This is a genomic window from Streptomyces sp. NPDC023573, assembly GCF_055559735.1.
Genome location: NZ_JBVHKB010000001.1, coordinates 578,779 through 604,651 on the forward strand (window position 1 = coordinate 578,779; position 25,873 = coordinate 604,651).

A 25,873-nucleotide genomic window follows, 5' to 3' on the forward strand; every position below is an offset into this window, starting at 1 on the left:
CCTTCGGCGGGGGACTCCAGCTCCAGGAAGGGCCCCACGCGGGCCCGGTCCACTCACGGCCGGTCGTCACACCGGGGATGTCAGCCGCACACAAAAGTTGGGGGAACGACGTACGGATCGCCCCGCCGATCCCTGTCGCGGGGGCGTACGGCACGATGGGACGCCGTCCGATCCGCCGCCCCACCAGGAGGAACCCCGTGGCCGCCGAGTCGCCCGCCCGTCCCGACCCGGAGATCCTCGCCGCCTTCGAGGCAGCCAAGGGCTTCATGCCGGTGCACGAAGGGCTCGCCCTGTACGCCGCCGCCGTCGAGGCCGCCGCGCTCGGGCTCCCGCTCCTGGAGGTGGGCACCTACTGCGGGCGGTCCACGATCCTGCTGGCCGCCGCCGCCCGCGCCGCCGGAGTGACGGCGCTCACCGTCGACCATCACCGGGGCAGCGAGGAGCAGCAGCCCGGGTGGGAGTACCACGACCCGTCGGTGGTGGACCCGGAGACCGGCCTGATGGACACGCTGCCGACCTTCCGGCGCACCCTGCACCGGGCGGGCCTGGAGGAGCACGTGATCGCCCTCGTCGGACGGTCCCCGCAGGTCGCGGGTGCCTGGGGCGGAGCGCTCGGCCTGGTCTTCATCGACGGCGGCCACACCGACGAGCACGCGAACGGCGACTACGAGGGCTGGGCCCCGAAGGTCGCCGACGGCGGTCTCCTGGTCATCCACGACGTGTTCCCGGACCCGGCGGACGGCGGCCAGGCCCCGTACCGGGTCCACCAACGCGCCCTGGGTTCGGGGGCGTTCACCGAGACCTCGGTGACGGACTCGCTGCGCGTCCTGCGGCGCACGGGGTCGGGGATCTGAGGGGCACGGATAGCATCGCGACGTGCGTCACGACGATTTCCCTCCCCCCACACCCCGCCGAGGGCCCGTGTTCGCCGCCGCCGCGCTGGCCGGCGTCTGTCTGACCGCCGCGGGATGCGCGGGCGACGGCGGGCAGGGCCCCGGGGCCGGACCGGAGAGCGCGTCGCGGTCCGCCGCGTCCTCGCCCGCGTCCACCCACTCGGCCCCGCAGCCGTCCGCTCCGGCCGCGACCCCGTCCGCCTCCCCGGAGCTCCGGGGGCCGCTCACGGGACGGACCGTGGTGATCGACCCCGGTCACAACCCGGGCAACCGTGATCACACCCGGGAGATCAACAGCCAGGTGGACATCGGCACCGGGCACAAGGAGTGCGACACCACGGGCACGGCGACCGACGCGGGTTACGCGGAGGCCGAGTTCACCCTCGACCTCTCCCGCCGGCTGCGCACGCTGCTGGAGGAACAGGGCGCGAAGGTCGTGCTCACCCAGGACGGCGACCGCCCCTACGGGCCGTGCGTAGACGAGCGGGCGCGGATCGGCAACAAGGAGCGGGCGGACGCGGTCGTCTCGGTCCACGCGGACGGTTCCGCAACCGGGAACCGTGGATTCCACGTCATTCTCCCCGCGGCGGTGAAGGGAGGCGGCGCGGACACCGCGAAGATCGTTGCCCCTTCGCGTGAACTCGGAGTGCGGATTGCGGGGAATTTCGTACGCGTTACCGGAAGCGCACCCTCCAATTACATCGGTGGCAACACGGGCCTGGACACCCGTGACGATCTCGGCGGCCTGAATCTGTCGACCGTGCCCAAAGTGTTCGTCGAATGCGGCAATATGCGTGATCCGAAGGACGCCGCCCTGCTCACCAGTTCGGGCTGGCGGCAGAAAGCCGCTCTCGGCATCGCCGAGGGCGTCGGCAGCTATCTGAAGAGGTAGTTCTGCGGTGAAAGTGGCGACATCGGGGGGATGGCCCGTCCGTGGTCCGGGCAGCATCACAACCCGCCCGGGCAGACGATAGATTCATCCGTACGATGGGGAGCCGCCCCCGAGCTTCGTGCCGTAACCCGCCGATCGGGCGGCATCGACGACCGCCCCGACGAGACGACCGACTAAGGACCTTCACGTGAATATCCGCTCCCTCACTCGAGGCGACGGCGTGGTGATCGGAGCAGCGGTCGTGCTGTTCGTCGCCTCTTTCCTCGACCTCTTCGGCGTCGACTGCCCCTCGGGCGTGGACTGCTCGAACTACAGCTCGAACGCCTGGGACTCGCTCTCCGTCCTGATGAGCATCTACCTGGCCGGCATCATCGGCGCCGCGCTGCTGATCGTCAGCCGCGCGATGCCGGGCCGCAAGGTGGCTGGCTTCGAACTCGGCCAGTCCGGCGCCGCGTTCACCGTGTTTGCCCTGTGGACCATGTTCTGGACCATCATCGACGCGGGTGACGCGGGCGCCGGTCTGATCCTCGGACTGCTGGCGACCCTCGTGCTGGCCGCCGGCGCCGTGGCCACCCCGATGGTTCCCGCGCTCCAGGCCCCCCTCCTGGGCGCACCGCGCCCGGCGCAGGCCGTGCAGCCGGCGTACGGCCAGCAGCCCGGCCAGGGCTACGGCTACCCCGGTGGCCAGCAGCCGTTCGGCGCCCAGCCGGGACAGCCCCAGCCGTACGGCGCCCAGCCGGGACAGCAGGGACAGCCCGCGCAGCAGGGACAGCCGGAGCACCAGCAGCAGGCTCCGCAGGGTGGTGCGGCACCGGCCGGTGACTTCACCCCGTTCTGGTTCGCGGTTCCGGTGGCCCGTCCGCTGTACGGCGAGGACGGCGCCCCCAACCCGATCGCGGAGCTCGCGCCGGGTACGTGGTACCTCGCGGTCGAGCAGCGCGGCCCCGGGCTCATCGCCCAGACGCAGGACGGCCGTCGTGGCGTCCTCCAGGACACCACGGGCATCCAGCGCGGCTGAGCCGTCCGACGCGAGTGGCCCCCGCCCTTCCGGGTGGGGGCCACTCGCGCTTTCCGGCCTCTCAGCCGAAGGACGACCTCTCCAGCCAGAAGTCCAGCAGCCCCCGGTCCCCCAGGACCTCCAGTCCGCCCTCGTCCGGCTTCTGCCTGCGGTTGAACGCCAGCATCAGACCGGTCAGCGGGCCGCGGAGGGCGACGGTCGCCTTCTCGTGGGCGTGGCGCCAGGTGAAGCCCTCCTCGCCGAGGTCGATGAGCCACTCCGCGCCGGGTACATCCGTGGCGTGCAGGTGCAAGGACCGTCCGCCACCGCGCAGTTCGGCTGCCTCCGGATCGCCCTGCGCCTGGGAGAAGGCGACGATCTGGAGCCACTCGGTGATCGTGTCGGCGGCCAGACCGGGTGCCACCTCGACGGCAGTCCCCGCGGCGAGGGCCGCGTCCGCTCCGTGGACGGCGGTCTCGTGAGCCATGCGCCTGGCCCAGAAGGCGCTCCGGCGCTCCCACCCCCAGGTCCAGACCTCGGTGTCGGGGCCCGCCTCGCGCAGTGCGTCCACGGTCGCGGCGGCGCCCGCCCTCAGCCATTGCGCCAGAGCGGCCGGGTCGTCGCCGGCCGGACCCGCGGCGTCCGGCACCTGATCCTCGGGGATCGCGGCGGCTGCCCGGCTGCGGACGATCTCACCGGCCCAGCGGTGCGCGCCTCCGACATGGACGACGAGTTCGCGCAGGTTCCAGTCGGGGCAGGTGGGGACGCGCAGGGTCAGGTCGGCGTCCTTGACCAGAGCGCCCAACCGGTCGGTCTGCACCAGGATCTCGTCGCAGTACCGCTCGTGTGAAAGGAGGGTCATCCTCGCACCCTATGCGGCGTACGGAGATCAGTTCAGGTGATTATCCGCCCAGCTGTGCGGTCGACGGGACCTTGTTCTTCACCTCGGCGCCCGCGCTCTTCCCGGCGTCCTTGACGCTGTTGATGACACTCTCGAAGGCCCCCACGCCACCGGCGTCGCCCTTGCCCATCTTCTCGGCCGCGTCCTTGAGCGACTCGATCCCGGCGGTCAGTGGTGCGACGGCCTTCGACAGGAGCGGGTCGCCCTCGGCGTTGTGCGCGGCGGCCTTGAGCCGGTTGTACGCGAAGGCGCCCGCCGCCCCCGCCTTGACCATGGTGAAGGTCCGCCCGTCCGCGCCCTTCTTGAACTTGCCCGCCCTGTACGGCTTCACGATCCACTGGTACGTGGCCCCGGCCGCGAGGCCCGCGTTGGCCACGAAGCGTGTCTTGGCCCACTTCTGTTTCTGCGCCGACGTCGTGGGGCTCGGACTCGCGGAGCTGCTGGCGGCCTGGCTGCTTCCGTCGTCGTCACCGCAGGCGGTGGTCCCCGCCAGGACGGCGCAGGAGAGCAGCAGCACCACGACGAGCCGGTGGAGCGGTGCGGAACGGGACACGGAGGGCCTCCCTGACCGGGGACATCACGGTGAGTGACGCGGCTCGGCACTCCTCGTCAGGCTCGCCCGTGCGGGAGCGGCCCGCCACCCGGCCCACGCCGTACGGGTTTCACTCACGGTAAAGCGGCAATCCGGAGAACATGTCTCCCAGAACAGGCACAGGAAGCAGCACCGCCGCACGCGTCATAGCCGTCGTCGCGGACATCATGGCGTTCATCATCATTCTGTGGATCCTGATGTACCTGCTCGACGCCAACCGGGGCAACGACCTGGTCCAGTGGGTCCAGGACGCCGCACGCTGGCTCGCCGGCTGGTCGCACGACCTGTTCACCTTCGACGAGGCGTGGGCACGCGTCGTCACGGGTTACGGTCTGGCCGCCGTGGTCTACCTGTTCATCGGTCACGCGGTGGCGGGCCGGGTCCGCCGCTTCTAGAGCACGTCCCTCTCACGGCAGCAGTCGGGCTCCAGCCCCGTCGGCAGCCGTTCGCCGCTGAACACCGCGGTGGTCGCCTCGTCCCCCCCGAGCGCGGCCACCGCCAGCAGCAGTGATCCGGCGGTCCAGGTGGTGAGTTCCTCCGGCCATATGGCCCGCTCGCCCTCGAAGACGTACCCCGTCCAGTAGAGGCCGCCCTCGGCCCGCAGGTGCTGGATCGACTGCAGGATCTCCAGGGCGCGGTCCGACTCCCCCGTCACCCAGAGCGCCAGGGCCAGTTCGCAGCTCTCGCCGCCCGTCACCCACGGGTTGGGGAGCACGCAGCGCACGCCGAGACCGGGCACCACGAAGCTGTCCCAGCCGTCCTGGATCCGCCGCGTCGCGTCGGTTCCGGTGACCGCGCCGCCGAGGACCGGGTAGTACCAGTCCATCGAGTAGCGGCTCTTGTCCAGGAAGCGTTCGGGGTGGCTGCGGATCGCGTGGCCCAGTGCCCCGGCCGCCAGCTCCCAGTCCGGCTGGTCCTCCTCGCGCTGCTCCGCCAGTGCCAGCGCGCAGCGCAGCGCCTGGTACACGGAGGAGGAACCGGTCAGCAGGGCGTCGGCGACGGGGGTGCCGTCGGCCTCCCGCTTCCAGCCGATCTCCCCGCCGGGCTGCTGGAGCCGCAGCACGAATTCGACCGCGGCGAAGACCGTCGGCCACATCCGGTCGACGAACGCGTCGTCGCCGGTGGCGAGGTAGTGGTGCCAGACGCCGACGGCCACGTAGGCGCAGAAGTTGGTCTCGCGCCCCAGGTCGGTCGGCCTGTCGGGGTCACCGTCGTGGTACGCGGCGTACCAGGAGCCGTCCTCGTTCTGGTGGCGGGCCAGCCACGCGTAGGCGCGGGCGGCGGCCTCGTGCTCACCGGCCGCGTCCAGCGCCATCGCGGCCTCGGTGTGGTCCCACGGGTCGAGGTGGTGGCCGCGGAACCAGGGCAGCGCCCCGTCCTCGCGCTGCACGGCGAGCAGCGCGGCCACGGTCTCGGCGGCCTGTCCGGCGGTGAGCACGCCCGGCAGGACGAGGTGTTCGGTCTGCTCCGGCGTGCTCACGCCTCGGCCTTCGGCAGGTGCGGCTTGGTCGCGTACGCGACGAAGCTCTTGCCGACGACCGGGTTGAGCAGCTGCTCGGCGACCCGGGTGGCCAGGGGCTTCTTCATGATGTCCCAGACCAGCAGCTTGTGGTAGGCGCGCACCGGCAGCGCCTTGTCGTTGTCGACGCCGAAGGCGCACTTCAGCCACCAGTAGGGGCTGTGCAGCGCGTGTGCGTGGTGGGTGCCGTAGGGCTTGAGCCCGGCTTCGCGGATCCTGCCGAGCAGTTCGTCGGCCTTGTAGATGCGGATGTGTCCGCCCTCGACCTCGTGGTACGCGTCGGAGAGCGTCCAGCAGAACTTCTCGGGGCCGTAGCGGGGCACGGTGATCGCGATCCGGCCGCCCGGCTTCAGCACCCGGACCATCTCGGCGAGGACACCCTTGTCGTCGGGGATGTGCTCCATGACCTCGGAGATGATGACGACGTCGAAGGAGGCGTCGGGGAACGGCAGGTTGAGCGCGTCGCCCTCCATCGCGGTGGCCGTCGCGCCCGCGGGTGCCTCACCGGCCTCCTTCATCGCGGCGAACCACTTCGCGACCTCGCGGATCTCCTCGCCGTTCTGGTCGAGGGCCACCACCTGGGCGCCGCGCCGGTAGCACTCGAAGGCATGCCGGCCGGCGCCGCAGCCCAGATCGAGCACCCGGTCGCCGGCGGCGAGCGGGAAGCGGGTGAAGTCGACGGTCAGCACGGGGGCCTGCCTTCGAGGTCGGAGGTACGGATTCCGGGAGCCACGGGGGTCGTCACCTGCGGGCCCCCCGGGCTGCGATCGACTGACGGTACAGCTCGACGGTGCCCAGGGCGGCCTTGGCCCAGGTGAAGTTGGCCAGGACCCGGGCGCGGCCGGCCTCGCCGAGGCGGGCGCGCAGTTCGCGGTCGCCGAGGAGTCGGCCGAGGGCGGCGGCCAGCGCTCCCGCGTCGCCGGGCGGCACGGCGAGGCAGGTCTCCCCGTCGGGCCCGGTGACCTCCGGGATGGCGCCGCCGGTGGTGGCCACCAGCGGGGTCCCGGTGGCCATGGCCTCGGCGGCGGGCAGCGAGAAGCCCTCGTACAGGGAGGGGACACAGGAGATCTGGGCGCTGCGGACCAGGTCGACGAGTTCGGCGTCGCTGATGCCCTTGACGAACTCGACGGCGTCCTGGAGCCCGTGGCGCGCGATGGCCTGGGCGACGGGGCCGTGTTCGGCGCGCTTGCCGACGACCACGAGGTGCGCCCGCGGGTTCTCGGTGCGTAGCTTGGCGAGGGCCTCCACCAGGTGGACGAGACCCTTGAGCGGGACGTCGGCGCTGGAGGTGGTGACGATCCGTCCGGGGACCTCGGCGACCGAGGGGTCGGGCGACCAGAGGTCGGTGTCGGCCCCGATGTGCACGACCTGGATACGGTCCCGGCGCACCCCGAGGTGCTCCACGATCTCCTGCTGCGACGAGCCGGAGACGGTGAGCACGGACGGCAGGCGGCGCGCGACGCGCTTCTGCATGCGGGTGAAGCCGTACCAGCGGCGCACGGCGAGCCGGCGGCGCGCCGAGCCGGCGGCGTCCAGGTCCAGTCGGCGGTCGACGGTGATCGGGTGGTGGATGGTGGTGACGAGGGGGGCGCCGATGTCGCCGAGCAGGCCGTAGCCGAGCGTCTGGTTGTCGTGCACGACGTCGAAGTCGCCGCGCCTGGCGAGGAGATGACGGCGCGCCCGCAGGCTGAAGGTGAGCGGCTCGGGGAAGCCGCCGGTCCACATGGTGGCGACCTCGGCGACGTCGACCCAGTCGCGGTACTCGCCGCGCCCCGGGGTGCGGAACGGGTCGGGCTGGCGGTAGAGGTCGAGGCTCGGCAGCTCGGTGAGCGGGACGCCCTCGTCGAGCACCGGATAGGGCTGGGCACCGATGACTTCGACGCTGTGGCCGAGCCGGGCCAGCTCCCGGCCGAGGTGACGGACGTAGACGCCCTGGCCCCCGCAGAAGGGGTTGCCCTTGTAGGTCAGGAGTGCGATGCGCAGAGGGCGGTCACCGTCGGTGCCCGACGTGCCGTCGCCCGCGAAGGGGCCCGTCTCTATGGCCTCAGCGGTCACACTCGGCCCCCTTCTCACTACGTTCGCCGGAGAGTAACCGGTCGCGCTAATCTAGAACAAGTTTCAGACTGGGTGGTTCAACCCGAACCGAATCTACCGGCAGGTAGCGTCGGCGTGACGGCCGCATCAGGTGATTCGCACCACGACCGCCACCCTGGCATGCTGTGCGCGCCCGGAAAAAGACGCCCGGCCGGACAGGGAACCGGTTCTCCCTTTTTGGATGGGGACAGCAGATGACAGCGGAAGCCAGACCCGCGGAGCCTCCCCTGACGGAACGCCAGGAGGCCCGCCGCCGGAGCATTCTGCAGGCCGGCGCCCAGCTCGCGGGACGCGGCGGTTTCGAGGCCGTGCAGATGCGTGAGGTGGCGGACGCCGCCGGGGTCGCCCTGGGCACGCTGTACCGATACTTCCCGTCGAAGGTCCATCTGCTGGTGGCGCTCATGCAGGACCAGCTCGGGCATCTGCACCACACGCTCCGCAGACAGCCGCCCGCCGGGGACGACCCGGCCGAGCGGGTCGCGGCGGCCCTGATGCTGGCCTTCCGGGCGCTCCAGCGCGAACCTCATCTGGCGGACGCGATGGTGCGGGCGCTGACCTTCGCGGACCGGGGGGTGAGCCCGGAGGTGGACGCCGTGTCCCGGCTGACGACGGCGATCGTCCTGGACGCGATGGGGGTCGAGGACCCCACGCAGGAACAGCTCTCCGTCGTGCGCGTCATCGAGCACACCTGGCACTCGGCGCTGATCACCTGGCTGTCGGGGCGGGAGTCGATCGCGCAGGTGAGGCGGGACATCGAGACGGTGTGCGGGCTGATCGACCTTCCGGCGGACTGCGGCTGAGCATCTTCCACGGCGGGGTCTCGCGGCCGGCGCTGCCGCCGGCCCGGCGGGGCTCAGACGTCCCGGCCGCCCGACAGGAGGTGGAGCCGCAGGGCGAGCTGGAGCTCCAGCGCACGGTCGGGCTCGTTCCAGTCGCGGCCCAGCAGCACCTGGATCCGGTCGAGACGCTGTACCACCGTGTTCACATGGACGTGCAGTTCGTCCTTGGCCCGGATCAGGCTGCCGCCCGCGCCGAAGTACGCCCGTAGCGTCCGTACGAGATGGGTGCCGCGCCGTTCGTCGTAGCGCAGCAGCGGTCCCAGGATCTGCGTCACGAAGCCGTCCACGTCCTTGGCGTTGCCCAGGACGACGCCAAGGAAGCCGAGTTCGCCGACGCCGGCCCCCTCGCCCTCGCGTCCCAGCGCCCGCATGGCGCGCAGGCACCGGGCGGCTTCGGCGTAGGCGGCGGCGAGTTCGCGGGCGCCGCGCGCCGGGCCGGTGCCGACGACGGTGACGGGCTGCTGGACGAGGTGGCCGAGCTGCGTGGCCGCCGCGCGCGCGGCGGCGCCCGCCGGGGTGCCCTCGGCGTCGCAGTCGATCAGCAGCACGACGGCGCCCGCGTGTTCGGCGCTCACCCCGTGGATGTCGCCGCCGAAGAGGTACCGCATCGCGGCGCTGCCGAGCCTCTCCCTGGCGGACGCCTCCGCGACCAGCACCAGGTGCGGCCGGTCCAGGTCGATGCCGAGTCTCCGGCCCCGCTCGGCCAGCCCGGCCGGATCGCGGTCCGGATCGCCGAGCAGGTCGCTGAGCAGCTCGCCCCGTATCCGGTTCTCGGTCTCGGCGACCGTGCGGCGCAGCAGGAGGAGCAGGCCGGTGACGACGGCGGCGCGTTCGAAGAGCCGCCGGTCGGAGTCGTCGAGCCGGTCCGGCCGGTGCAGCACCAGGCTGGCGAGGAGCTCCTGGCCGGCGAGCACGGCGCAGATCCACCGGCCGTCGCGGTGCACGGCGCGCGCCCCGTGGCGGGACTCGTCCGCGGTGCCGGCGAGCCACCCGGCGTCCATGCTGCCGGCGGCGCATCCGGTTCCGTCGGGCCGTACGGAGGCCAGCGGGCGCCCGCCGGGGTCGTGGATGGTGAGCGGGCTGTCGAGCAGCCCGGCGACGGACACGGCGACGTCCTTCACGTCGCCGCCGCGCAGCACCAGGTCGGTGAGCCGGTCGTGTGCCTCCTCGGCGCGCCGCATGGCGGCCGAGTGCGCGCGTACGGCGGCGTTGGCCCCGGCCAGTTCCGCGTTGGCGCCGGCGAGTTCCGCGAGGGCGGCGCGGGTGTCGTCCAGGGCGCGTGCGGTGTCGATCGCGATCGCGGCGTGCGCGGCGAGCGAGCAGAGCAGGGCCACCTCGTCGGGACTGAAGACCCGCGCGGCACGGTCGGCGGCGAAGAGCACCCCGATGACCTTTCCCGTGCCGCCCCGGCTGGAGCCGAGGAGCAGGGGGACGCCGAGGATCGCGACGAGACCTTCGTCCAGCACACCGGCGTTGATGTTGCGCGTGTGGTGGAAGCGCTCGTCGGTGCGGTAGTCGGGGGTGGCGTACGGGCTCGCGGTCTGTGCCACCAGGCCGCCGAGCCCTTCGCCCAGTTCGAGCCGGAGCCGCTGGAAGAGCAGGGACACCGATCCGTCGGTGACCCGCATGTAGGTGTCCCCGGCCTCCTCGTCGGGGAGCGTGAGATAGGCGGTGTCGGTGCCGAGCAGCATCCTGGCCCGCCGCACGATCGCCTTCAGCACGTCGTCCAGGTCGCGGGAGGCCGCCAGGTCGCCCGCCGTGTCGAAGAGGGCGGTGAGCTGGAGTTCCCTGCGCCGGTGCTGGCGCAGGGCGTCCCTGATCCGCAGGGCGGTGGCGGCCGCGCGCTCCACCTCGGCCAGGTCGGCCGGGGGTACACCGGCGGCCCTCGCCTCCGAGGTGACGGCGCCGAGCTCCTCGGCGGGCGCGTCGTCGGCCAGCAGGTCGAGGAGGCGCCCCAGGAGGGGCGCGGCGGAGGGGGACGGTTCAGACATGGACGGCCATCGTTCTTCCGGCTTCCGTGGGCGGTCGGGCGTCAGTTGGCGGTCCAGCCGCCGTCCATCGTGAGGGAGCTGCCGGTGATGTGCGCCGTGCCGGGCCCGCACAGCCACAGGACGGCCCCGGCCACGTCACCGGGCTCGATCAGCGACTTGAGGGCGCTGCGTTCCAGCAACACCTGGGACAGGACCTCCTGTTCGGAGATGCCGTGGCTGCGCGCCTGGTCCGCGATCTGGTCCTCGACCAGGGGGGTGCGGACGTAACCGGGGCTGACGCAGTTACTCGTCACGCCGTGCGGCGCCGCTTCGAGTGCGACCACTTTGCTGAGCCCCTCCAGTGCGTGCTTGGCCGAGACGTACGCCGACTTGTAGGGGCTGGCGCGCAGCCCGTGCACGGACGAGATGTTGACCACGCGGCCCCAGCCGCGTTCGTACATGCCGGGGAGTGCGCGGCGCAAGATGCGGAACGGTGCTTCCACCATGACGCGGTGGATCAGCGCGAAGGTGTCCGGTGGGAACTCGTGCACCGGCGCGACGTGCTGCAGGCCGGCGTTGTTGACCACGATGTCCGCGTCGGCGGGCAGCCCGTCCACCGCCTCGGCCACGGAGATGTCGGCCACCCAGGCCGTTCCGCCGATCCGTTCGGCCAGGCTCCTGGCGGCGTCGCCCGCCTTGTCCACCACGTGCACATGGGCTCCGGCGGCGGCGAGCGCCTGCGCGCAGGCCAGTCCGATTCCGCTCGCGGCCCCGGTGACCAGGGCCGTGCGTCCGGCGAGAACGGAGGAGGCGAGGGGGTCGTGCCGGGAGGTCAGGGAAGTCTGCATGGGCGTCACCGTAAGGACGTCACCGCCCGCTTCACATGGGCCTGATCCACACACCCCTGGGCAGCCGCATGGTGGCGGCGTACGTGGTCCGGGCCGGAGCGGCCGCCTGTCCCACCCGCTTACTGACCGCCGGCTCCGGCTGTCAGGACGGGTCCTCGTAGGCGACCCTGACCTTCTCCGGCATCCGGCAGCCGTCCTCGACGGCGGTGAGGGACACGGTCCGCCCGGCGTTCTCCCCGGCGTGGTACCGGGCGTACAGCTTCCAGCCCCGCTTGGTGAGGGTGCGGTAGGTGACGTCCCGCTCGGCATGGCTGGACACGATCTCCCAGTCGTGCTGCCGCAGCCGCATCACCGTCGCCTCGAAGGCGCCGGCGGCGTCCGCCGCCGGTGCGTAGCCCGTCCAGGGCGCGACGCACCCGTGCCAGTCGCCCTTCGGCAGCCGGGCCGTGGAGGTGTCGCCGGGCGGCAGGCCCGCGGCCTCGGCGTAGCCGGCTATCTCGTCGGCGACCGTCCGGGTGGTGAAGGAAGGAGTGGGGTCCGGGGAAGGGGGCGGGGCGCTCCCACTGTCGCTGATGAGGCCGCAGCCCGCGGTCATCGTCATGAATCCGGCCGCCACGGCGGCGGCGGCCGCCGTCCTTCGTCTGCGCACTGGTGCTTCCCACCGGTCGTCCCAACCCCACGGGCACGCGCCCGTGTGACCCCCGCCGGAGTCTCGCATGGGGTCTGACCTGCTGGGAAGGCCCTTCGCAGAGGAAGTGCGGCTGTCCGCCCGGAGGGGTCGGGGGGCGCCCCGGTAGAGTGGGCGGGTCGTCATCATGCCCGTACAGGGGGAAGCCGGTGCGAATCCGGCGCCGACCCTTCCCCGAGCGCTCGGCCAGCTCGAGCAGGGGAGAAACCCCATTCGAGAGGCCCAGTCCGCCATGTCCGTACGCCGCCGCGCGGCAGCGCTCGCGATCACCGCCGTGCTCTGTGGAGCGGCCGCCCCGGTGGCGGTCGCCGCGCCGAGTCCGACCCCGTCCCCCTCCACGCCTGACCTTCCGGCGGGGCTGTACGGCACGAAGGACCCGACGTACGACGGGGTGTGGCGCCAGTCGCTCGCCTTCCTCGCCCAGAAGATCGAGCTGGTCACGCCCGCCACGCAGTCGGTGGACTGGCTCGTCGGCCAGCAGTGCGACAGCGGGGCCTTCCCCTCCTACCGCGACGCGTCCGGGCCCTGCGACGCGAAGACGGTCGCGGACACCAACGCCACCGCGGCCGCGGTCCAGGCCCTGGTCGAGCTGGCCGTGCACCGTGAGGCCGTGGACAACGGCGTCAGCTGGCTGAAGTCCGTACAGAACGACGACGGCGGCTGGGGTTACAACCCGGGCAGTCCGAGCGACGCCAACTCCACCGGCGTCGTGGCCGGGGCACTGGCGCGGGCCGGGGTGCCGGTCGCCGAGATCACCAAGAAGGGCGGCAAGTCGCCGTACACGGCGCTGCAGACCTTCGCGCTGCCCTGCGGGGGCGAGGACGGCGGGGCTTTCGCCTACCAGCCGGACAAGAAGGGTGAGCTCACCGCCAACGCGGACGCCACGGCGGCCGCGGTCCTCGGCGCGATGGGCAAGGGCATGGCCTCGGGGAACTACAACGCGGCGAAGGCCCCCGTATGCGTCGAGGGCTCGGGGCTCACGCCCGAGCAGTCCGCGCAGAACGGCGCCTACTACCTGGCGAAGGCCCTCGCCGGGTCGGGTCGTCTGGACCTGCCGCCCATGCCGGGTGCCGAGGAGTCGGCGCCGCAGCCCGACTTCGGCAACACGGCCGACGCGGTCGTGGCGCTGTCCGCGGCCGGCCACAAGGACAAGGCGGCCGGAGCGGTCACCTATCTGGAGAAGCACGCCCAGGGCTGGGCGGAGGAGGGCGGCCCCGCCGCCACCGCCCAGCTGGTGCTCGCCGCCCACGCGACCGGCACCGACGCACGTGACTTCGGCGGCGTCGACCTCGTGAGGCAGCTGAACGCGACGGGCCCCGCCCCCGCGGCGACCGCCGTACCCTCACCGACCGCGACGGCACCGGAGAAGCCGGCGGACACGAGCAGCGACGACGAGGGGCTCGGCCTCTGGTGGATCATCGGCATCGGTCTCGCCTTCGGCGCCGGCATCGGCTTCCTGCTCAGCGGACGCCGGAAGAACCAGCAGCTGTGAGCCGCCCGCTGCGGACGGCGGCGGTGCTCCTCGTCGGCGCCGTCCTGGCCGTGCTGGGCGCGGGGAACGCGCAGGCGGCCGGTTACCGCTACTGGTCGTTCTGGGAGAGCGACGGCGGCACGAGCTGGACGTACGCCACCCAGGGGCCTTCCGTGGTCCGGCCGGACGACGGCACGGTGCAGGGTTTCCGCTTCTCGGTGAGCGCCGATTCGCAGGACTCCGCGCAGCCGCGCCGCGCGCCCGATTTCGGGGCCGTCTGCGCGGACACCCCGGCGAAGGACGGCCGCAAGCGGATCGCGCTGGTCATCGACCCGGGCACGGCGACGGACGCGCCGGACGGCGAGAAGCCGCCCGCGCCGCGTACCGCCTGCGCCCAGGTCGCGCCGGACGCGAGCACGGCGGAGGCCCTCGCCTCGGTGGCGAAGCCCCTGCGGTACGACAGTGCCGCGATGCTCTGTGCGATCTCGGGCTATCCGGAGTCGGGCTGCGGCGAACAGGTCGACGGGGGCTCCGGCGGACCGGAGTCCAGCGTTCCGGCCACCGCGTCCACCGCCGGCGACGCGACGGCCGGTGATGCCGACGGCGGCGGCCCGTCGGTCGGCGTGCTCACCGGTGTCGGCGCGGTCCTCGTCCTGGGTGTCGCCGCTGTGCTGCAGGCCCGCCGCCGCCGATGACCCGCTCCACCGGCCCGGCCCGGCTCCGCCCTGCCCTGCGTGCCCCCGGGGCCACCCGGGGCAACGCACTGCCGGCCGGGGCCTGGTGGCTGTGGGCGCTCGGTCTCGCGACCGCCGCGTCCCGCACGACCAATCCACTGCTGCTCGGACTGCTGGTGGGCGTCGCCGGCTATGTGGTGGCGGCGCGCCGCACGGACGCGCCGTGGGCCCGTTCGTACGGGGCGTTCATCAAGCTCGGGCTGGCCGTCGTCGCCGTACGGCTGGTGTTCTCCGTCGTCCTCGGCTCCTCGGTCCCCGGCACGCATGACCTGTTCACGATGCCCGGCGTGCCGTTGCCCGACTGGGCGCAGGGGATCAGGATCGGCGGCCGGGTCACGGCGGAGCAGGTGGTGTTCGCGCTGTACGAGGGCGCGAAGCTGGCCACGCTGCTGATCTGTATCGGCGCGGCGAACTCGCTGGCCAACCCGGCCCGGCTGCTGAAGTCGCTGCCCGGCGCCCTGTACGAGGTGGGGGTCGCCGTCGTCGTGGCGATGACGTTCGCGCCGAACATGGTCGCCGACGTGGCGCGGCTGCGGACCGCCCGCAGGCTGCGCGGCCGTCCGACCGGCGGGGTCCGGGCGGTGCTCCAGATCGGACTGCCGGTGCTGGAGGGGGCGCTGGAGCGTTCGGTGGCCGTCGCGGCGTCGATGGACGCGCGGGGGTACGGGCGCACCGCGCGGGTCCCGCCCGCCGTCCGCCGCACCACCCATGTGCTCACACTCGGCGGGCTGCTGGGCGTGTGCGCGGGGACGTACGGGCTGCTGGCCGCGCAGGGCGCCGTGCACGGGCTGCCGCTGCTGCTGGCCGGGCTGCTCGCGGCGCTGGCCGGGCTCCGGCTCGGCGGGCGCCGGTCGGTGCGTACCCGCTACCGGCCGGACCGCTGGGGCGTACGCGCCTGGCTCGTCGCCGCCTCGGGCGCGGCCGTCGCGGCGGCGATGATCTGGGCGGGCGCCGCAGCCCCGGACGCCCTGCGCCCGGGTGTCGTCCCGCTCACCGCGCCCGTCCTCCCCCTGTGGCCGGCCGCCGCCGTGCTGATCGGGCTGCTGCCCGCCGTGGTGGCGCCGCTGCCCCCCTCCCCCTCGGACTCCAAGGAGCACTCATGATCCGGTTCGAGAACGTCTCGGTGCGGTACGAGGGCGCGGAGCGCCCCACCCTGTCCGGGGTCGACCTCACCATTCCCGAGGGCGAACTGGTGCTGGCCGTCGGCCCTTCCGGTGTCGGCAAGTCGACACTGCTGAGTGCCGTGTCCGGCCTCGTGCCGCACTTCACGGGCGGGACGCTGACCGGCCGGGTCACCGTCGGCGGCCGGGACACCCGGACCCACAAGCCCCGTGAACTCGCCGACCTGGTGGGCACGGTCGGCCAGGATCCGCTCGCCCACTTCGTGACCGACACCGTGGAGGACGAGCTGGCGTACGGCATGGAGTCGCTGGGCCTGGCCCCGGACGTGATGCGCCGCCGCGTCGAGGAGACGCTGGATCTGCTGGGGCTGGCGGAGCTCCGCGACCGGCCGATCGCCACGCTCTCCGGGGGCCAGCGGCAGCGGGTCGCGATCGGCTCGGTCCTCACCCCGCACCCCAGGGTCCTCGTACTCGACGAGCCGACGTCCGCCCTGGACCCGGCGGCGGCCGAGGACGTGCTGGCGGTCCTCCAGCGGCTGGTGCACGACCTGGGCACGACGGTGCTGATGGCCGAGCACCGCCTGGAGCGCGTCGTGCAGTACGCCGACCAGGTCCTCCTGCTGCCCGCGCCGGGCGCCGCCCCGGTGATGGGCGCGCCCGCCGGCGTCATGGCGCTCTCGCCCGTCCGGCCTCCCGTGGTGGCCCTGGGCCGGCTGGTGGGCTGGGACCCGCTGCCGCTGTCGGTGCGCGACGCCCGGCGCCGTGCGGTGGACCTGCGGGAGCGGCTCGCCGATGTGGAACCGCCGGCGCGCGAGACCCCGGCGGAGGCCGGGGTGGTCCCGCTCCCGGCTCCGTCCGCCGCGCGCTCCGGTCTCCTGGGCAGGCTGTTCGGCCGGCGTCCGGACCCGGCTCCCGCGGTGTCCCCGGCCCCCGGCCCCGTCGTCCGGGTCGAGGCGCTCGGGGTGCGGCACGGGCGGGTCCAGGCGCTGCGCGGAGTGACGCTGTCCGTCGCGCCGGGCGAGACCGTGGCCCTGATGGGCCGTAACGGCGCGGGGAAGTCGACCCTGCTGACGACCCTGGTCGGGATGACCGAACCGACCACGGGGTCCGTCCTGGTCGGCGGCCTGCACCCGTCCCGTACGGCGCCGCGCGACATGGTGCGCCGGGTCGGGCTCGTCCCGCAGGAGCCGCGCGACCTGCTGTACGCGGACACGGTCGCCGCCGAGTGCGCGGCGGCCGACTCCGACGCGGGCGCGCCCGCGGGGAGCTGCCGGGCGCTGGTCTCCGAGCTGCTGCCCGGGGTGCCCGACGCCATCCACCCCCGTGATCTCTCGGAGGGCCAGCGGCTCGCCCTGGCCCTCGCGCTGGTGCTCACCGCCCGGCCCCCGCTCCTCCTCCTGGACGAGCCGACGCGGGGGCTGGACTACGCGGCGAAGGGGCGGCTCGTGGGCGTACTGCGCCGGCTGGCCGCCGAGGGTCACGCGATCATCCTGGCCACGCACGATGTGGAACTGGCGGCGGAGCTGGCCGACCGGGTGGTGATCCTGGCCGACGGTGAGGCGGTCGCCGACGGCCCGACCCGGCAGGTCGTGGTCTCCTCGCCCGCGTTCGCCCCGCAGATCTCGAAGATCCTGGCGCCACGCGAGTGGCTGACGGTGTCGCAGGTGCGCAGGGCTCTGGAGGCTCTCGCATGACGGCCCGGCCCGCCCGCCCGGTCCGGCTCGGTCCGCACGCCGTCGCCGCGCTCGTCCTGGTCAGCGCCGTCGGGCTGGTCGCCTTCGGCTGGCCGCTGCTGGCGGGGGCGGACTCCGGCCTCGCCCACGCGCAGGACGCGCCGTGGCTCTTCGCCGTCCTGCTGGTGCTGCTCGTCGGGGTGGTCCTCGCGACGATCGCGGACTCAGGTCTGGACGCGAAGGCCGTCGCGATGCTGGGCGTCCTCGCCGCGGTCGGCGCGGCCCTGCGGCCGCTGGGCGCGGGGACGGCCGGCCTGGAACCCATGTTCTTCCTGATGGTGCTGAGCGGCCGGGTCCTGGGACCGGGCTTCGGCTTCGTGCTCGGCTCGGTCACGATGTTCGCCTCGGCGCTGCTCACGGGCGGGGTCGGGCCGTGGATGCCGTTCCAGATGCTGTCGATGGGCTGGTTCACCATGGGCGCGGGCCTGCTGCCGGGCCCGGACCGGCTGCGCGGCCGGGGCGAGCTGCTGATGCTGGCGGGATACGGCTTCGCGGCGGCCTTCGCGTACGGCACGGTCATGAATCTGTACGGCTGGACGATCGTGCCGGGGCTCGGCTCGGGCATCTCCTTCGTCGCGGGCGACCCGCTCGCCGAGAACCTGGTCCGATTCCTCGCCTACTGCACCGCCACCTCGATCGGCTGGGACCTCGGCCGGGCCGCCCTCACCGTGGTCCTGACGGTGGCCGTCGGGCCCACGCTGCTGCGAGCGCTGCGCCGGGCCACCCGCCGCGCCGCGTTCGACGCGCGGGCGGACTTCGAGGCGCTCCCGGAATGATCAGCCGGCCAGTGCGTGCTGCGCGGCGAGCCTGACGGGGGCGTTCCTGGCTCCGTACCCGTCGTACCCGCCGTCGCGCTGGACGAGTTCGAAGAAGACGCTTCCGGTCGTCACGGTGTAGCAGTGCCGGAACTCCCCCTTCTCGTCCCGGTCGTAGAGGATGCCCAGTTCGCGGTAGGTCTCCAGCTCGCCCGGGGCGAAGTCGTGGTGCGCGGCCAGGTCGTCGTAGTAGTTGGCGGGCACGGGCAGCATCCGGGCGCCGGCCGCGAGGGCACGGCGGACGGTGGTGACGAGGTCGTCGGTGGCCAGGGCCACGTGCTGGGGGCGTCCTCCCCGGGCCGGGCCCCTGCCCGGTTCCCGGGCGAAGTCCTGGGTGGGGGACGCCCCCACGCCGAGGGCGATGCGCACGGTGCCGTCCTCGTTGCTGACGGCACGGCTGCGGAGCAGGCCGTACGGGTCGACGAGGTCGACGCTCGCGTGCGGCTGGAGGCCGAGCACGCCCCGGTGGAAGAGGGTCGCCTCGTCGAAGTGGTGCCAGGGCTGGGTCAGCGCCACATGGTCGACGCGGGTGATCCCGGTGGGACCGGGGGTGTGCGGGGCGGGCACGAAGTCACCGGTCCAGCCTGTGTTCCCGGCGTGCTCGGTCACGCAGAAGAAGAACTCCGTACCGTCGGGCGCGGCCACCGCGTCCAGCGGGGCGTCACCGGGGGCACGGCGCCGGGGCAGGACGGGGGCGAGCAGGGACTCGGCCCGTGCGGAGGCCCCCGCCGGGTCGGGGCTCTCCAGGCCCACCGCGGTGAGCGTGGGCTCCGGGCGGTGGCTGCCGGTGTCCGTGTTGAGCAGGAGGCGGGCCTCGCCCTGTTCCCAGAGGTCCACCGGCTTCCCGGAGTGCCTGGCCGTACGGGAGAAACCGAGCGCGGTCAGCAGGGGCGCGATCCTGGCCGTGTCGGCCGTGGCGATCTCGGCGAAGGCGAACCCGGTGGGGACGACCGGCGCCGGGGGCGCGGTCAGCCCGGCCGACTCCTGGAGCAGGGTCAGCGAGCGCAGGGCGTCCACCGCGGTGCGGCCCGCGTCCGCTTGGCGGAAGACGTCGTTGAACACCTCCAGGGAGAGGGGCCCGTCGTATCCGGCGCGGACGGCGGCCCGCACGAGGCCGGTGACGTCGAGGTCTCCCTGGCCGGGGAAGCAGCGGTGATGGCGGCTCCACTGCAGTACGTCGAGCGACATCCGCGGGGCGTCGGCGAGCTGCAGGAAGAAGATCTTCTCGCCGGGGACGGCCTCGATCCCCGCGACGTCGGAACCCCGGGCCAGGATGTGGAAGCTGTCCAGGCAGATTCCCAGGGCGGGGTGGTCCGCGGCCTCGACGATGCGCCAGGCGTGCTCGTACGTGCTGACGTGGCGGCCCCACGCCAGCGCCTCGTATGCGACGCGGATGCCGGACTCCTGCGCGAGGTCCGCCAGCCGGCGCAGCTGTCCGGCCGCGAGGGCGTCGTCGTCGACGGCGTACGGCGACACGCTGGAACAGACCAGGACGGTGTCGGCGCCGAGCCTCCGCATCAGCCGGAACTTGTGCTCGGCGCGCAGCAGGTTGCGGGCGAACGCGTCGGCGGGGACGGCCTCGATGTCGCGCATCGGCTGGAAGAGGTCGATCGTCAGACCGAGGTCGGCCGCCCGTGCACCGATCTCCTCGGGGCTCAGCGGGCTCCCGATCAGGTCGTTCTCGAAGATCTCCACGCCGTCGAAGCCGGCGCGCGCCGCTGCGGTGAGTTTCTCGGTGAGGGTGCCGCTGAGCGAGACGGTGGCGATGGACGTACGCATGTCGGTCCTCCTGCTGGCTTCCTGCGGGTTCACTACTGGCCTTCGGCGGGTCTGCGGCGAGTCTTCGGCGGGCTTTCAGCGGACGGACGTGAGGTCGGCGATGTCCGCGAGCATGCGGGCGGTGTCCGGTTCGCGGCCGGTGAAGAGACGGAAGGCGTCGGCGGCCTGGTAGGCGGCCATGCCCCCGCCGTCGAGGGTGGGGCAGCCGAGGGCACGGGCCGTACGGACGAGCGTGGTCTCCAGCGGCCGGTAGACGACCTCGGCGACCCACAGGCCGGGGTGCAGCAGTTCCGCGGGGAGCGGGAGCCCGGGGTGGGCGGCCATACCGATGGGGGTGGCGTTGACCAGTCCGTCGGCGCCCGCCGTCCGTGCCGCGATGTCCGGGAGGTCGGCCGCCGCCGCCCGGCCGGGGCCGAAGTGGTGGTTCAGGGAGGCCGCGAGTGCCGCGGCCCGGTCGGGCAGGGCGTCCAGCACGGTGAGCCGGCCGGCGCCCAGGGCGAGGAGGGCGTGGGCGACGGCGGCTCCGGCACCGCCCGCGCCCAGCTGCACGACGCGCTCGAGCGGCGCGTCGGGCAGACCGCGTGCGAAGGAGGCGGCGAAGCCGGTCGCGTCGGTGTTGTGCCCGGTCGCCCGGCCGCCCTCGAAGACCACGGTGTTGACGGCGCCCAGCGCCTCGGCCTGCGGCGAGAGCGCGTCGAGGTGGGCGAGGACCTGCTGCTTGCAGGGATGGGTGACGTTGAGGCCGTCGTACCCCATGTCGCGTGCGGAGCGGACCAGTTCACCGGTCCGCTCCGGCGGGACACCGAGCGTGCCGATGTCGATGAGGCGGTAGAGGTAGCGCAGGCCCTGCCGGTCCGCCTCGCGCTCGTGGAGCGCGGGGCTGAGGGACGGGCCGATACCGGAGCCGATGAGGCCGACGAGATAGGAGTCCGGGCTCACCGGTCGTCCTCCAGGAGCCGGGCGAGGTGGGTGAGCGCCAGGGCGTAACCGTGGGCACCCGCCCCGCAGATGACGGTGTCGGCGACGGCCGAGACGTAACTGTGGTGGCGGAATGCCTCCCGCCGGTGGATGTTCGAGAGGTGGACCTCCACGACCGGCAGCTCCACGGCGGCGAGGGCGTCCCGCAGGGCGACCGAGGTGTGGCTGTACCCGGCGGGGTTGATCACGATGCCCCGGTGCGCCGTGCGGGCTTCATGGACGGCGTCGACGATCACCCCTTCATGGTTGCTCTGACGGCAGTCGGCACGCAGCCCGAGAGCCGCCGCCGCGCTCCGGCAGAGCTCGTCGATTCCGGCCAGGGTCTCCTTCCCGTACACCTCCGGCTCGCGCAGGCCCAGCAGGTTGAGATTGGGGCCGTGGAGCACGAGGACCGGGACGCCAGGGGGCGGGGCCGGGGTGTTCGGCATCGTTCACTTCCCGTGGGTGTATCGACTTAATGTACGGACTGGTTAGTTAGTCATAGCGGAAGATGGCCGTCCAGGGAAGACCCAGGGCCGGATCAGCCGCGTCGGGCACCCGCTCTAGAATCGCGAGCACGCACCGCCTGCCGCGAAGGACCCGGATGACAAGCACCGAAGGACCTGCCCAGCCAGCCGTGCGGACCCGCGACGCGGCGCGCACCAGGGACGAGATCCTCACCGTGGCGACGCGGGAGTTCGCCCGCCTCGGTTACGCGGGTGCCCGGGTCGACGAGATCGCCGCCCGCACCCGCACCACGAAGCGGATGATCTATTACTACTTCGGCGGCAAGGAGCAGTTGTTCACCGCGGTCCTGGAGCGGGCGTACACCAGGATCCGGGAGGCGGAACAGCTGCTGGACGTCGAACACCTCGACCCCGTGGCGGCGGTGCGCCGGCTGGCCGAGGTGACGTTCGACCACCACGAGGACCACCCGGACTTCATCCGCCTGGTCAGCATCGAGAACATCCACGAGGCCGAACACATCGCGGCCTCCGCCGAGTTGAGCCGCATCAGCTCCCCGGCCATCGAGGTCCTGCGACGCATCCTCGACACGGGGCGCGCGTCGGGGCTGTTCACGGCGGATGTCGACGCCGTGGATCTGCACGCGATGATCAGTTCGTTCTGCTTCTTCCGCATCGCGAACAGACACACCTTCGGCGCGCTCTTCGGCCGCGACCTGGTCGACACCGGACGGCGCGGGCACTACCGCACCATGCTGGGCGACATGATCATCGCGTACCTCACGGCCGACCGGGCGGAGTAGGGCCGGGAGCGCTCTCCGGTCCCGCAGCGGTCAGGGCCGGATTCTGCGCGAACCCTTGACAGGGGCGTCAACTGCTCGCAGCATCCGTAGCCATCCGCAACTAACTAACTGGTGCGTTCATTAGCCGGGGCCGCTCACCACTCCCCCGCTCGTCCCTCCGCGCACGGAACGTCCCCCGAAGGAGCCCGACGTGACCGCTCACGCCCCCGCCCCCGCTCCCCCACCGCAGGCCCAGCCCCGGAAAGCGGCGCTCGCCGCCTGGACAGGCAGCGCGCTGGAGTACTACGACTTCTTCATCTACGGGAGCGCGGCGGCGCTGATCTTCCCCGAGGTCTTCTTCGACGAGTCCGATCCGGCGAACGCGACCCTGCTGTCCCTGGCCACCTTCGGTGTCGCCTACGCGGCCCGTCCGGTCGGCGCGCTCTTCCTCGGTCACATCGGGGACCGGCTCGGCCGCAAGAAGATCATGGTCTTCACGCTGATGCTGATGGGGCTCTCCACGTTCCTCATCGGCTGTCTGCCCACCCGGGACCAGATCGGCGGGGCGGCGCCCGTCCTGCTCGTCCTCCTGCGGATCCTTCAGGGCATCTCCGCGGCGGGTGAGCAGGCCAGCGCCAACTCGATGAGCCTGGAACACGCGCCCCAGCACCGGCGCGGCTACTTCACCAGCTTCACCATCAACGGGACGCAGGCCGGTCAGCTCATCGCGACCCTGGCGTTCATCCCGGTCGCCGCCCTGCCCGAGGAGCAGCTCCTCTCCTGGGGCTGGCGCATCCCGTTCTGGCTGAGCGTCGCCGTCGCGGTCACGGGTTACGTCATCCGGCGCACCCTGGAGGAGACCCCGGTCTTCACCAAGCAGGCGGCGACCGAAGGCGTGGCGAAGATGCCGCTGGCCGTGCTGCTGCGCGACCACTGGGCCGACGTGCTGCGGGTCGTCGCGGCCTCCGTCATCGCCACGGTCAGCACGATCTTCACCGTCTGGGCCCTGTCGTACGCCACGAGCGACGCCGTCGGCCTGAGCCGCACCGGCATGCTCTGGGTGGGCGCGCTGGCCAATGTGGTCGCCCTGTTCACCATCCCGCTCTGGGCGCGGCTCTCGGACCGCGTGGGACGCCGGCCGGTCTTCCTCGTCGGCGCCGTGGGCAGCGCGGTGGTGATGCCCCTGTACCTGTGGGCGATCTCCACGGGCAGCTATCCGCTGGTGCTGATCTCGGGGATGCTGGTCTTCGGCGTCGTCTACAGTGCGGCCAACGGCATCTGGCCCGCCTTCTACGCCGAGATGTTCCCGACCCGCGTCAGGCTCTCGGGCATGGCGATCGGCACCCAGACCGGCTTCGCCATCGCCGGCTTCGCCGTTGCCTTCGCCTCGCAGATCGCCGGACCCGACGGCGACAACTGGGCCGGGGTCGCCGTCTTCGCCGCCGCGCTCTGTCTGCCGCCGGTCGTCGCGGCGCTCTCCGCCCGCGAGACGGCACACGTGGACACGGAACAGCTCGGGGAGCGCGGCGGCACCGTCGCCGCGGAGCCCGGAGTGTCGGTCAAGGCCTGATCCCGCACCCCTTTGGCCCGTAGGGGTCCTAGGCTTTGCTGTCCGCCGGTTCGGGCGCCGGTTCCCCGGCCGCGTCACCGGCCTCGCGGTCCGGCCGCCCGGCCGCGCGGGGGACGACGGCCTGGAGCCTGCGCGGCCCCGACAGGGCGTACGCCAGCCCGAAGCCCGCGGCCACCACCGCGGCACCGCCGACCGCGTCCAGCACCCAGTGGTTGCCCGTGGCGATGATCGCGGAGACCGTGAACAGCGGGTGCAGCAGCCCGAGGACCTTCATCCACGCCTTCGGCGCGAGCAGGGCGATCACCACACCGCACCACAGCGACCAGCCGAAGTGCAGGGACGGCATCGCCGCGTACTGGTTGGTCATCGCGGTCAGCGCCCCGAAGTCGGGGCTGTCGAGGTCCTGCACACCGTGGACCGTGTCGATGAAGCCGAGCCCCGGCATCAGACGCGGCGGCGCCAGGGGGTAGAGCCAGAAGCCGACGAGGGCCAGGACCGTGGCGAAGCCGATGGTGCTGCGGGCCCAGCGGTAGTCCGGGGGCCGGCGCACGTAGAGCACCCCGAGGATCGCGAGCGGCACGATGAAGTGGAACGTCGAGTAGTAGTAGTCGAAGAAGTCCCGCAGCCAGGGGATGCCGACGACGGTGTGGTTGGCCCAGTGCTCGATGTCGATGTGCAGCCACTGCTCCGCAAAGTGGATCTGCCGGCCGTGTTCCTCGGCGGTGGAGCGCCCCGCGGTGGCCGCCAGCCTGACCTTCGCGTACGCGGAGTAGACGACCCTGATGAGCAGCAGTTCCAGCAGCAGGTTGGGGCGGCTGAGCACGCGCCGCCAGAACGGCAGCAGCGGTACCCACGCGTATCGCGCCGGCACCGGTTTCGCGTAGTCCGTGGGAATCGGCCGCTGCCAGTACGGCGAGGTGCGGGAGAGGAACGGCACGGCGCAGGCCGCGCCGAGCGCGGCGACGAGCAGCACGTTGTCGCGCACGGGCAGGACCACGCCGACGTTCGGCAGCAGCATCTTCCCGGGCAGGGTGAGGACGAGCACCACGACCGCCGGCCAGACCAGCCGGTCGGAGGCCCGGGTGCCGGCCCGGCCGACGACGGCGAGCAGCACCCAGAGCAGCTGGTGCTGCCAGGCGGTGGGAGAGACGGCGACGGCGACACAGCCGGTGATCGCGACGGCCAGGAGCAGCTGCCCGTCCCGGGCGTAGTGCGCGGCGCGGCGCAGTCCGACGAAGACGACGGCGGCGGCCAGGGCCAGGAACAGGGCGATCTCGAGCGGGCCCTGGAGACCGAACCGCAGCAGGGCGCCGTGCAGCGACTGGTTCGCCAGGCTGTCCGGACGGTCCCCGAGGCCCGCCCCCGCGAGATGGTGCACCCAGTACGCCCATGAGTCACGCGGCATCACCGCCCAGGCCAGCGCCGTGCAGACGGCGAAGGTGGCACCACCGGTCGCGGCGGCCCTGCGTCTGCCGGTGAGCCAGAACAGGACGGCGAAGAGCAGGATGGCGGGCTGGAGGGCGGCGGCGACACCGGTCAGTACACCGGGGAGGCGCTCACCGCGCACCGCGAAACAGGCGAGGAGCACCAGCAGGACCGGCAGGATGCTGGTCTGGCCCAGATGCAGAGTGGTGCGGACGGGCAGTGAGACCATCAGCAGGGTGATCGCGACGGGCGCCGCGAGGAACGCCGTACGCCTGCTCACCGGGGCGGGCAGGGCACGGACGGCGACGAATCCGAGCCCCACGACGAGCAGCAGCGAACCGAAGGTCCACACGACACCGAGGGCCTGCTGGGCGGAGACCGTCAGCGGCCTCAGCACCAGACCGGCGAACGGCGTCCCCGTGAACCGGCCCGGGTCGTACAGGGACCCCGCGATGTGCAGGACCCCGGTCGCGCCGGTCCAGGTCTCCAGATCGGTGAGGCGCTCACCGGGCGGCCGCCGGAGCACCACCGCCACCTGCCGTACCGCCAGGGCACCGACGAGCAGCCAGAGGACGGCTCGCGCCGCAGCGGCTCTCGTCCCCGGATCCGCCGCCGCGTCCCCCCGCACACTGCGCTCCACATCTGTCACGCTGCGCCGACCCTCCCGTTTCCATGCACTGTCCCCTCGGCCCGGGTATGTGCGGATGAAGCCTCGCATTGCCCCGGGGGATAGACACCATCAACCCCCACTTAGCCTGACTGTCACCACTGATTTGCCGAAAGAATGCC

24 protein-coding genes are annotated in these 25,873 nt (G+C 72.8%); 12 read left to right on the top strand and 12 right to left on the bottom strand.

Annotated features, from left to right (window positions below; all coding sequences use genetic code 11):
- Window positions 1–197: 197 nt before the first annotated feature.
- From ACZ32T_RS02665 to ACZ32T_RS02675, 3 genes are all read left to right on the top strand, one after another.
- A complete protein-coding gene (locus ACZ32T_RS02665) occupies window positions 198–854 on the top strand; it encodes a class I SAM-dependent methyltransferase (RefSeq protein ID WP_467263425.1) in 657 nt (218 codons plus the stop codon).
- A gap of 22 nt (window positions 855–876) precedes the next feature.
- Complete coding sequence (locus ACZ32T_RS02670) at window positions 877–1,785, top strand: N-acetylmuramoyl-L-alanine amidase (RefSeq protein ID WP_467364981.1); 909 nt, start codon at window positions 877–879, stop codon at window positions 1,783–1,785.
- Window positions 1,786–1,972: 187 nt separating this feature from the next.
- Window positions 1,973–2,803: a hypothetical protein gene (locus ACZ32T_RS02675; RefSeq protein ID WP_467364983.1), complete on the top strand. Its 831-nt coding sequence runs from the start codon at window positions 1,973–1,975 to the stop codon at window positions 2,801–2,803.
- A 61-nt stretch (window positions 2,804–2,864) separates the two neighbouring features.
- On the opposite strand, the gene ACZ32T_RS02680 is transcribed toward ACZ32T_RS02675, so the two are convergent.
- Window positions 2,865–3,644, bottom strand: coding sequence for a maleylpyruvate isomerase family mycothiol-dependent enzyme (locus ACZ32T_RS02680; protein ID WP_467263430.1), 780 nt, complete (start codon window positions 3,642–3,644; stop codon window positions 2,865–2,867).
- A 40-nt stretch (window positions 3,645–3,684) separates the two neighbouring features.
- Window positions 3,685–4,236, bottom strand: a complete 552-nt coding sequence (locus ACZ32T_RS02685; RefSeq protein WP_467364986.1) for a hypothetical protein — start codon at window positions 4,234–4,236, stop codon at window positions 3,685–3,687.
- A gap of 140 nt (window positions 4,237–4,376) precedes the next feature.
- On the opposite strand from ACZ32T_RS02685, the gene ACZ32T_RS02690 reads away from it, so the two are divergent.
- Window positions 4,377–4,670: a hypothetical protein gene (locus ACZ32T_RS02690; protein WP_356707481.1), complete on the top strand. Its 294-nt coding sequence runs from the start codon at window positions 4,377–4,379 to the stop codon at window positions 4,668–4,670.
- Here ACZ32T_RS02690 and ACZ32T_RS02695 read toward each other — a convergent pair.
- From ACZ32T_RS02695 to ACZ32T_RS02705, 3 genes are read right to left on the bottom strand one after another with little or no spacing between them, the layout of a single operon-like run.
- Entirely contained in the window at window positions 4,667–5,755 is a 1,089-nt protein-coding gene (locus tag ACZ32T_RS02695; RefSeq protein ID WP_467263434.1) for a prenyltransferase, read from the bottom strand. The genes ACZ32T_RS02690 and ACZ32T_RS02695 overlap by 4 nt on opposite strands.
- Window positions 5,752–6,483, bottom strand: a complete 732-nt coding sequence (locus ACZ32T_RS02700; protein ID WP_467364988.1) for a class I SAM-dependent methyltransferase — start codon at window positions 6,481–6,483, stop codon at window positions 5,752–5,754. Before ACZ32T_RS02700 ends, ACZ32T_RS02695 begins: the two co-directional genes overlap by 4 nt.
- Window positions 6,484–6,535: 52 nt before the next feature.
- Window positions 6,536–7,849, bottom strand: a complete 1,314-nt coding sequence (locus ACZ32T_RS02705) for a glycosyltransferase family 4 protein (protein WP_467364990.1) — start codon at window positions 7,847–7,849, stop codon at window positions 6,536–6,538.
- A 233-nt stretch (window positions 7,850–8,082) separates the two neighbouring features.
- Here ACZ32T_RS02705 and ACZ32T_RS02710 point away from each other — a divergent pair, with 233 nt between their 5' ends.
- Window positions 8,083–8,688, top strand: a complete 606-nt coding sequence (locus tag ACZ32T_RS02710) for a TetR family transcriptional regulator (protein WP_467263438.1) — start codon at window positions 8,083–8,085, stop codon at window positions 8,686–8,688.
- Window positions 8,689–8,741: 53 nt separating this feature from the next.
- Here ACZ32T_RS02710 and ACZ32T_RS02715 read toward each other — a convergent pair whose 3' ends face one another.
- The 3 genes from ACZ32T_RS02715 to ACZ32T_RS02725 form a co-directional block, all read right to left on the bottom strand.
- The gene (locus ACZ32T_RS02715; RefSeq protein WP_467263440.1) at window positions 8,742–10,718 is read right to left on the bottom strand and encodes a helix-turn-helix domain-containing protein; all 1,977 of its coding nucleotides are present in this window, start codon (window positions 10,716–10,718) and stop codon (window positions 8,742–8,744) included.
- 41 nt (window positions 10,719–10,759) lie between these two features.
- Entirely contained in the window at window positions 10,760–11,545 is a 786-nt protein-coding gene (locus ACZ32T_RS02720) for a 3-hydroxybutyrate dehydrogenase (protein ID WP_467263442.1), read from the bottom strand.
- Between the two features lie 142 nt (window positions 11,546–11,687).
- Window positions 11,688–12,194 (bottom strand): hypothetical protein, encoded by a 507-nt coding sequence (locus ACZ32T_RS02725; RefSeq protein WP_467364992.1) that lies wholly within the window; start codon window positions 12,192–12,194, stop codon window positions 11,688–11,690.
- 271 nt (window positions 12,195–12,465) lie between these two features.
- On the opposite strand from ACZ32T_RS02725, the gene ACZ32T_RS02730 reads away from it, so the two are divergent.
- From ACZ32T_RS02730 to ACZ32T_RS02750, 5 genes are read left to right on the top strand one after another with little or no spacing between them, the layout of a single operon-like run.
- A complete protein-coding gene (locus ACZ32T_RS02730) occupies window positions 12,466–13,725 on the top strand; it encodes a prenyltransferase/squalene oxidase repeat-containing protein (protein WP_467364993.1) in 1,260 nt (419 codons plus the stop codon).
- Window positions 13,722–14,399: an SCO2322 family protein gene (locus ACZ32T_RS02735; RefSeq protein WP_467364995.1), complete on the top strand. Its 678-nt coding sequence runs from the start codon at window positions 13,722–13,724 to the stop codon at window positions 14,397–14,399. Before ACZ32T_RS02730 ends, ACZ32T_RS02735 begins: the two co-directional genes overlap by 4 nt.
- Window positions 14,396–15,541 (top strand): energy-coupling factor transporter transmembrane protein EcfT, encoded by a 1,146-nt coding sequence (locus ACZ32T_RS02740; RefSeq protein WP_467263450.1) that lies wholly within the window; start codon window positions 14,396–14,398, stop codon window positions 15,539–15,541. Before ACZ32T_RS02735 ends, ACZ32T_RS02740 begins: the two co-directional genes overlap by 4 nt.
- Window positions 15,538–17,253 carry an ABC transporter ATP-binding protein gene (locus ACZ32T_RS02745; protein WP_467364997.1) on the top strand — a complete coding sequence of 572 codons (1,716 nt, stop codon included), beginning with the start codon at window positions 15,538–15,540 and terminating at the stop codon, window positions 17,251–17,253. Before ACZ32T_RS02740 ends, ACZ32T_RS02745 begins: the two co-directional genes overlap by 4 nt.
- Window positions 17,250–18,068 (top strand): ECF transporter S component, encoded by an 819-nt coding sequence (locus tag ACZ32T_RS02750; RefSeq protein WP_467263453.1) that lies wholly within the window; start codon window positions 17,250–17,252, stop codon window positions 18,066–18,068. The genes ACZ32T_RS02745 and ACZ32T_RS02750 overlap by 4 nt, the downstream gene beginning before the upstream one ends.
- Here the strand turns inward: ACZ32T_RS02750 and ACZ32T_RS02755 are convergent, their stop codons facing one another.
- The 3 genes from ACZ32T_RS02755 to aroQ all read right to left on the bottom strand — a co-directional run bounded on the left by ACZ32T_RS02755 (window position 18,069) and on the right by aroQ (window position 21,292).
- Window positions 18,069–19,886, bottom strand: a complete 1,818-nt coding sequence (locus ACZ32T_RS02755) for a bifunctional sugar phosphate isomerase/epimerase/4-hydroxyphenylpyruvate dioxygenase family protein (RefSeq protein WP_467263454.1) — start codon at window positions 19,884–19,886, stop codon at window positions 18,069–18,071.
- A 75-nt stretch (window positions 19,887–19,961) separates the two neighbouring features.
- Window positions 19,962–20,825: a shikimate dehydrogenase gene (locus ACZ32T_RS02760; protein WP_467263456.1), complete on the bottom strand. Its 864-nt coding sequence runs from the start codon at window positions 20,823–20,825 to the stop codon at window positions 19,962–19,964.
- On the bottom strand, window positions 20,822–21,292 hold the full coding sequence (gene aroQ / locus ACZ32T_RS02765; protein WP_467364999.1) for a type II 3-dehydroquinate dehydratase: 471 nt from the start codon (window positions 21,290–21,292) through the stop codon (window positions 20,822–20,824). The genes ACZ32T_RS02760 and aroQ overlap by 4 nt, the downstream gene beginning before the upstream one ends.
- A 155-nt stretch (window positions 21,293–21,447) precedes the next feature.
- On the opposite strand from aroQ, the gene ACZ32T_RS02770 reads away from it, so the two are divergent.
- Both ACZ32T_RS02770 and ACZ32T_RS02775 read left to right on the top strand, forming a co-directional pair.
- Complete coding sequence (locus ACZ32T_RS02770; protein ID WP_467263460.1) at window positions 21,448–22,110, top strand: TetR/AcrR family transcriptional regulator; 663 nt, start codon at window positions 21,448–21,450, stop codon at window positions 22,108–22,110.
- A gap of 190 nt (window positions 22,111–22,300) precedes the next feature.
- Window positions 22,301–23,659 carry an MFS transporter gene (locus ACZ32T_RS02775; RefSeq protein WP_467365001.1) on the top strand — a complete coding sequence of 453 codons (1,359 nt, stop codon included), beginning with the start codon at window positions 22,301–22,303 and terminating at the stop codon, window positions 23,657–23,659.
- A 28-nt stretch (window positions 23,660–23,687) separates the two neighbouring features.
- Here ACZ32T_RS02775 and ACZ32T_RS02780 read toward each other — a convergent pair whose 3' ends face one another.
- Entirely contained in the window at window positions 23,688–25,733 is a 2,046-nt protein-coding gene (locus ACZ32T_RS02780) for a bifunctional glycosyltransferase 87/phosphatase PAP2 family protein (protein WP_467365004.1), read from the bottom strand.
- Window positions 25,734–25,873: the final 140 nt, after the last annotated feature.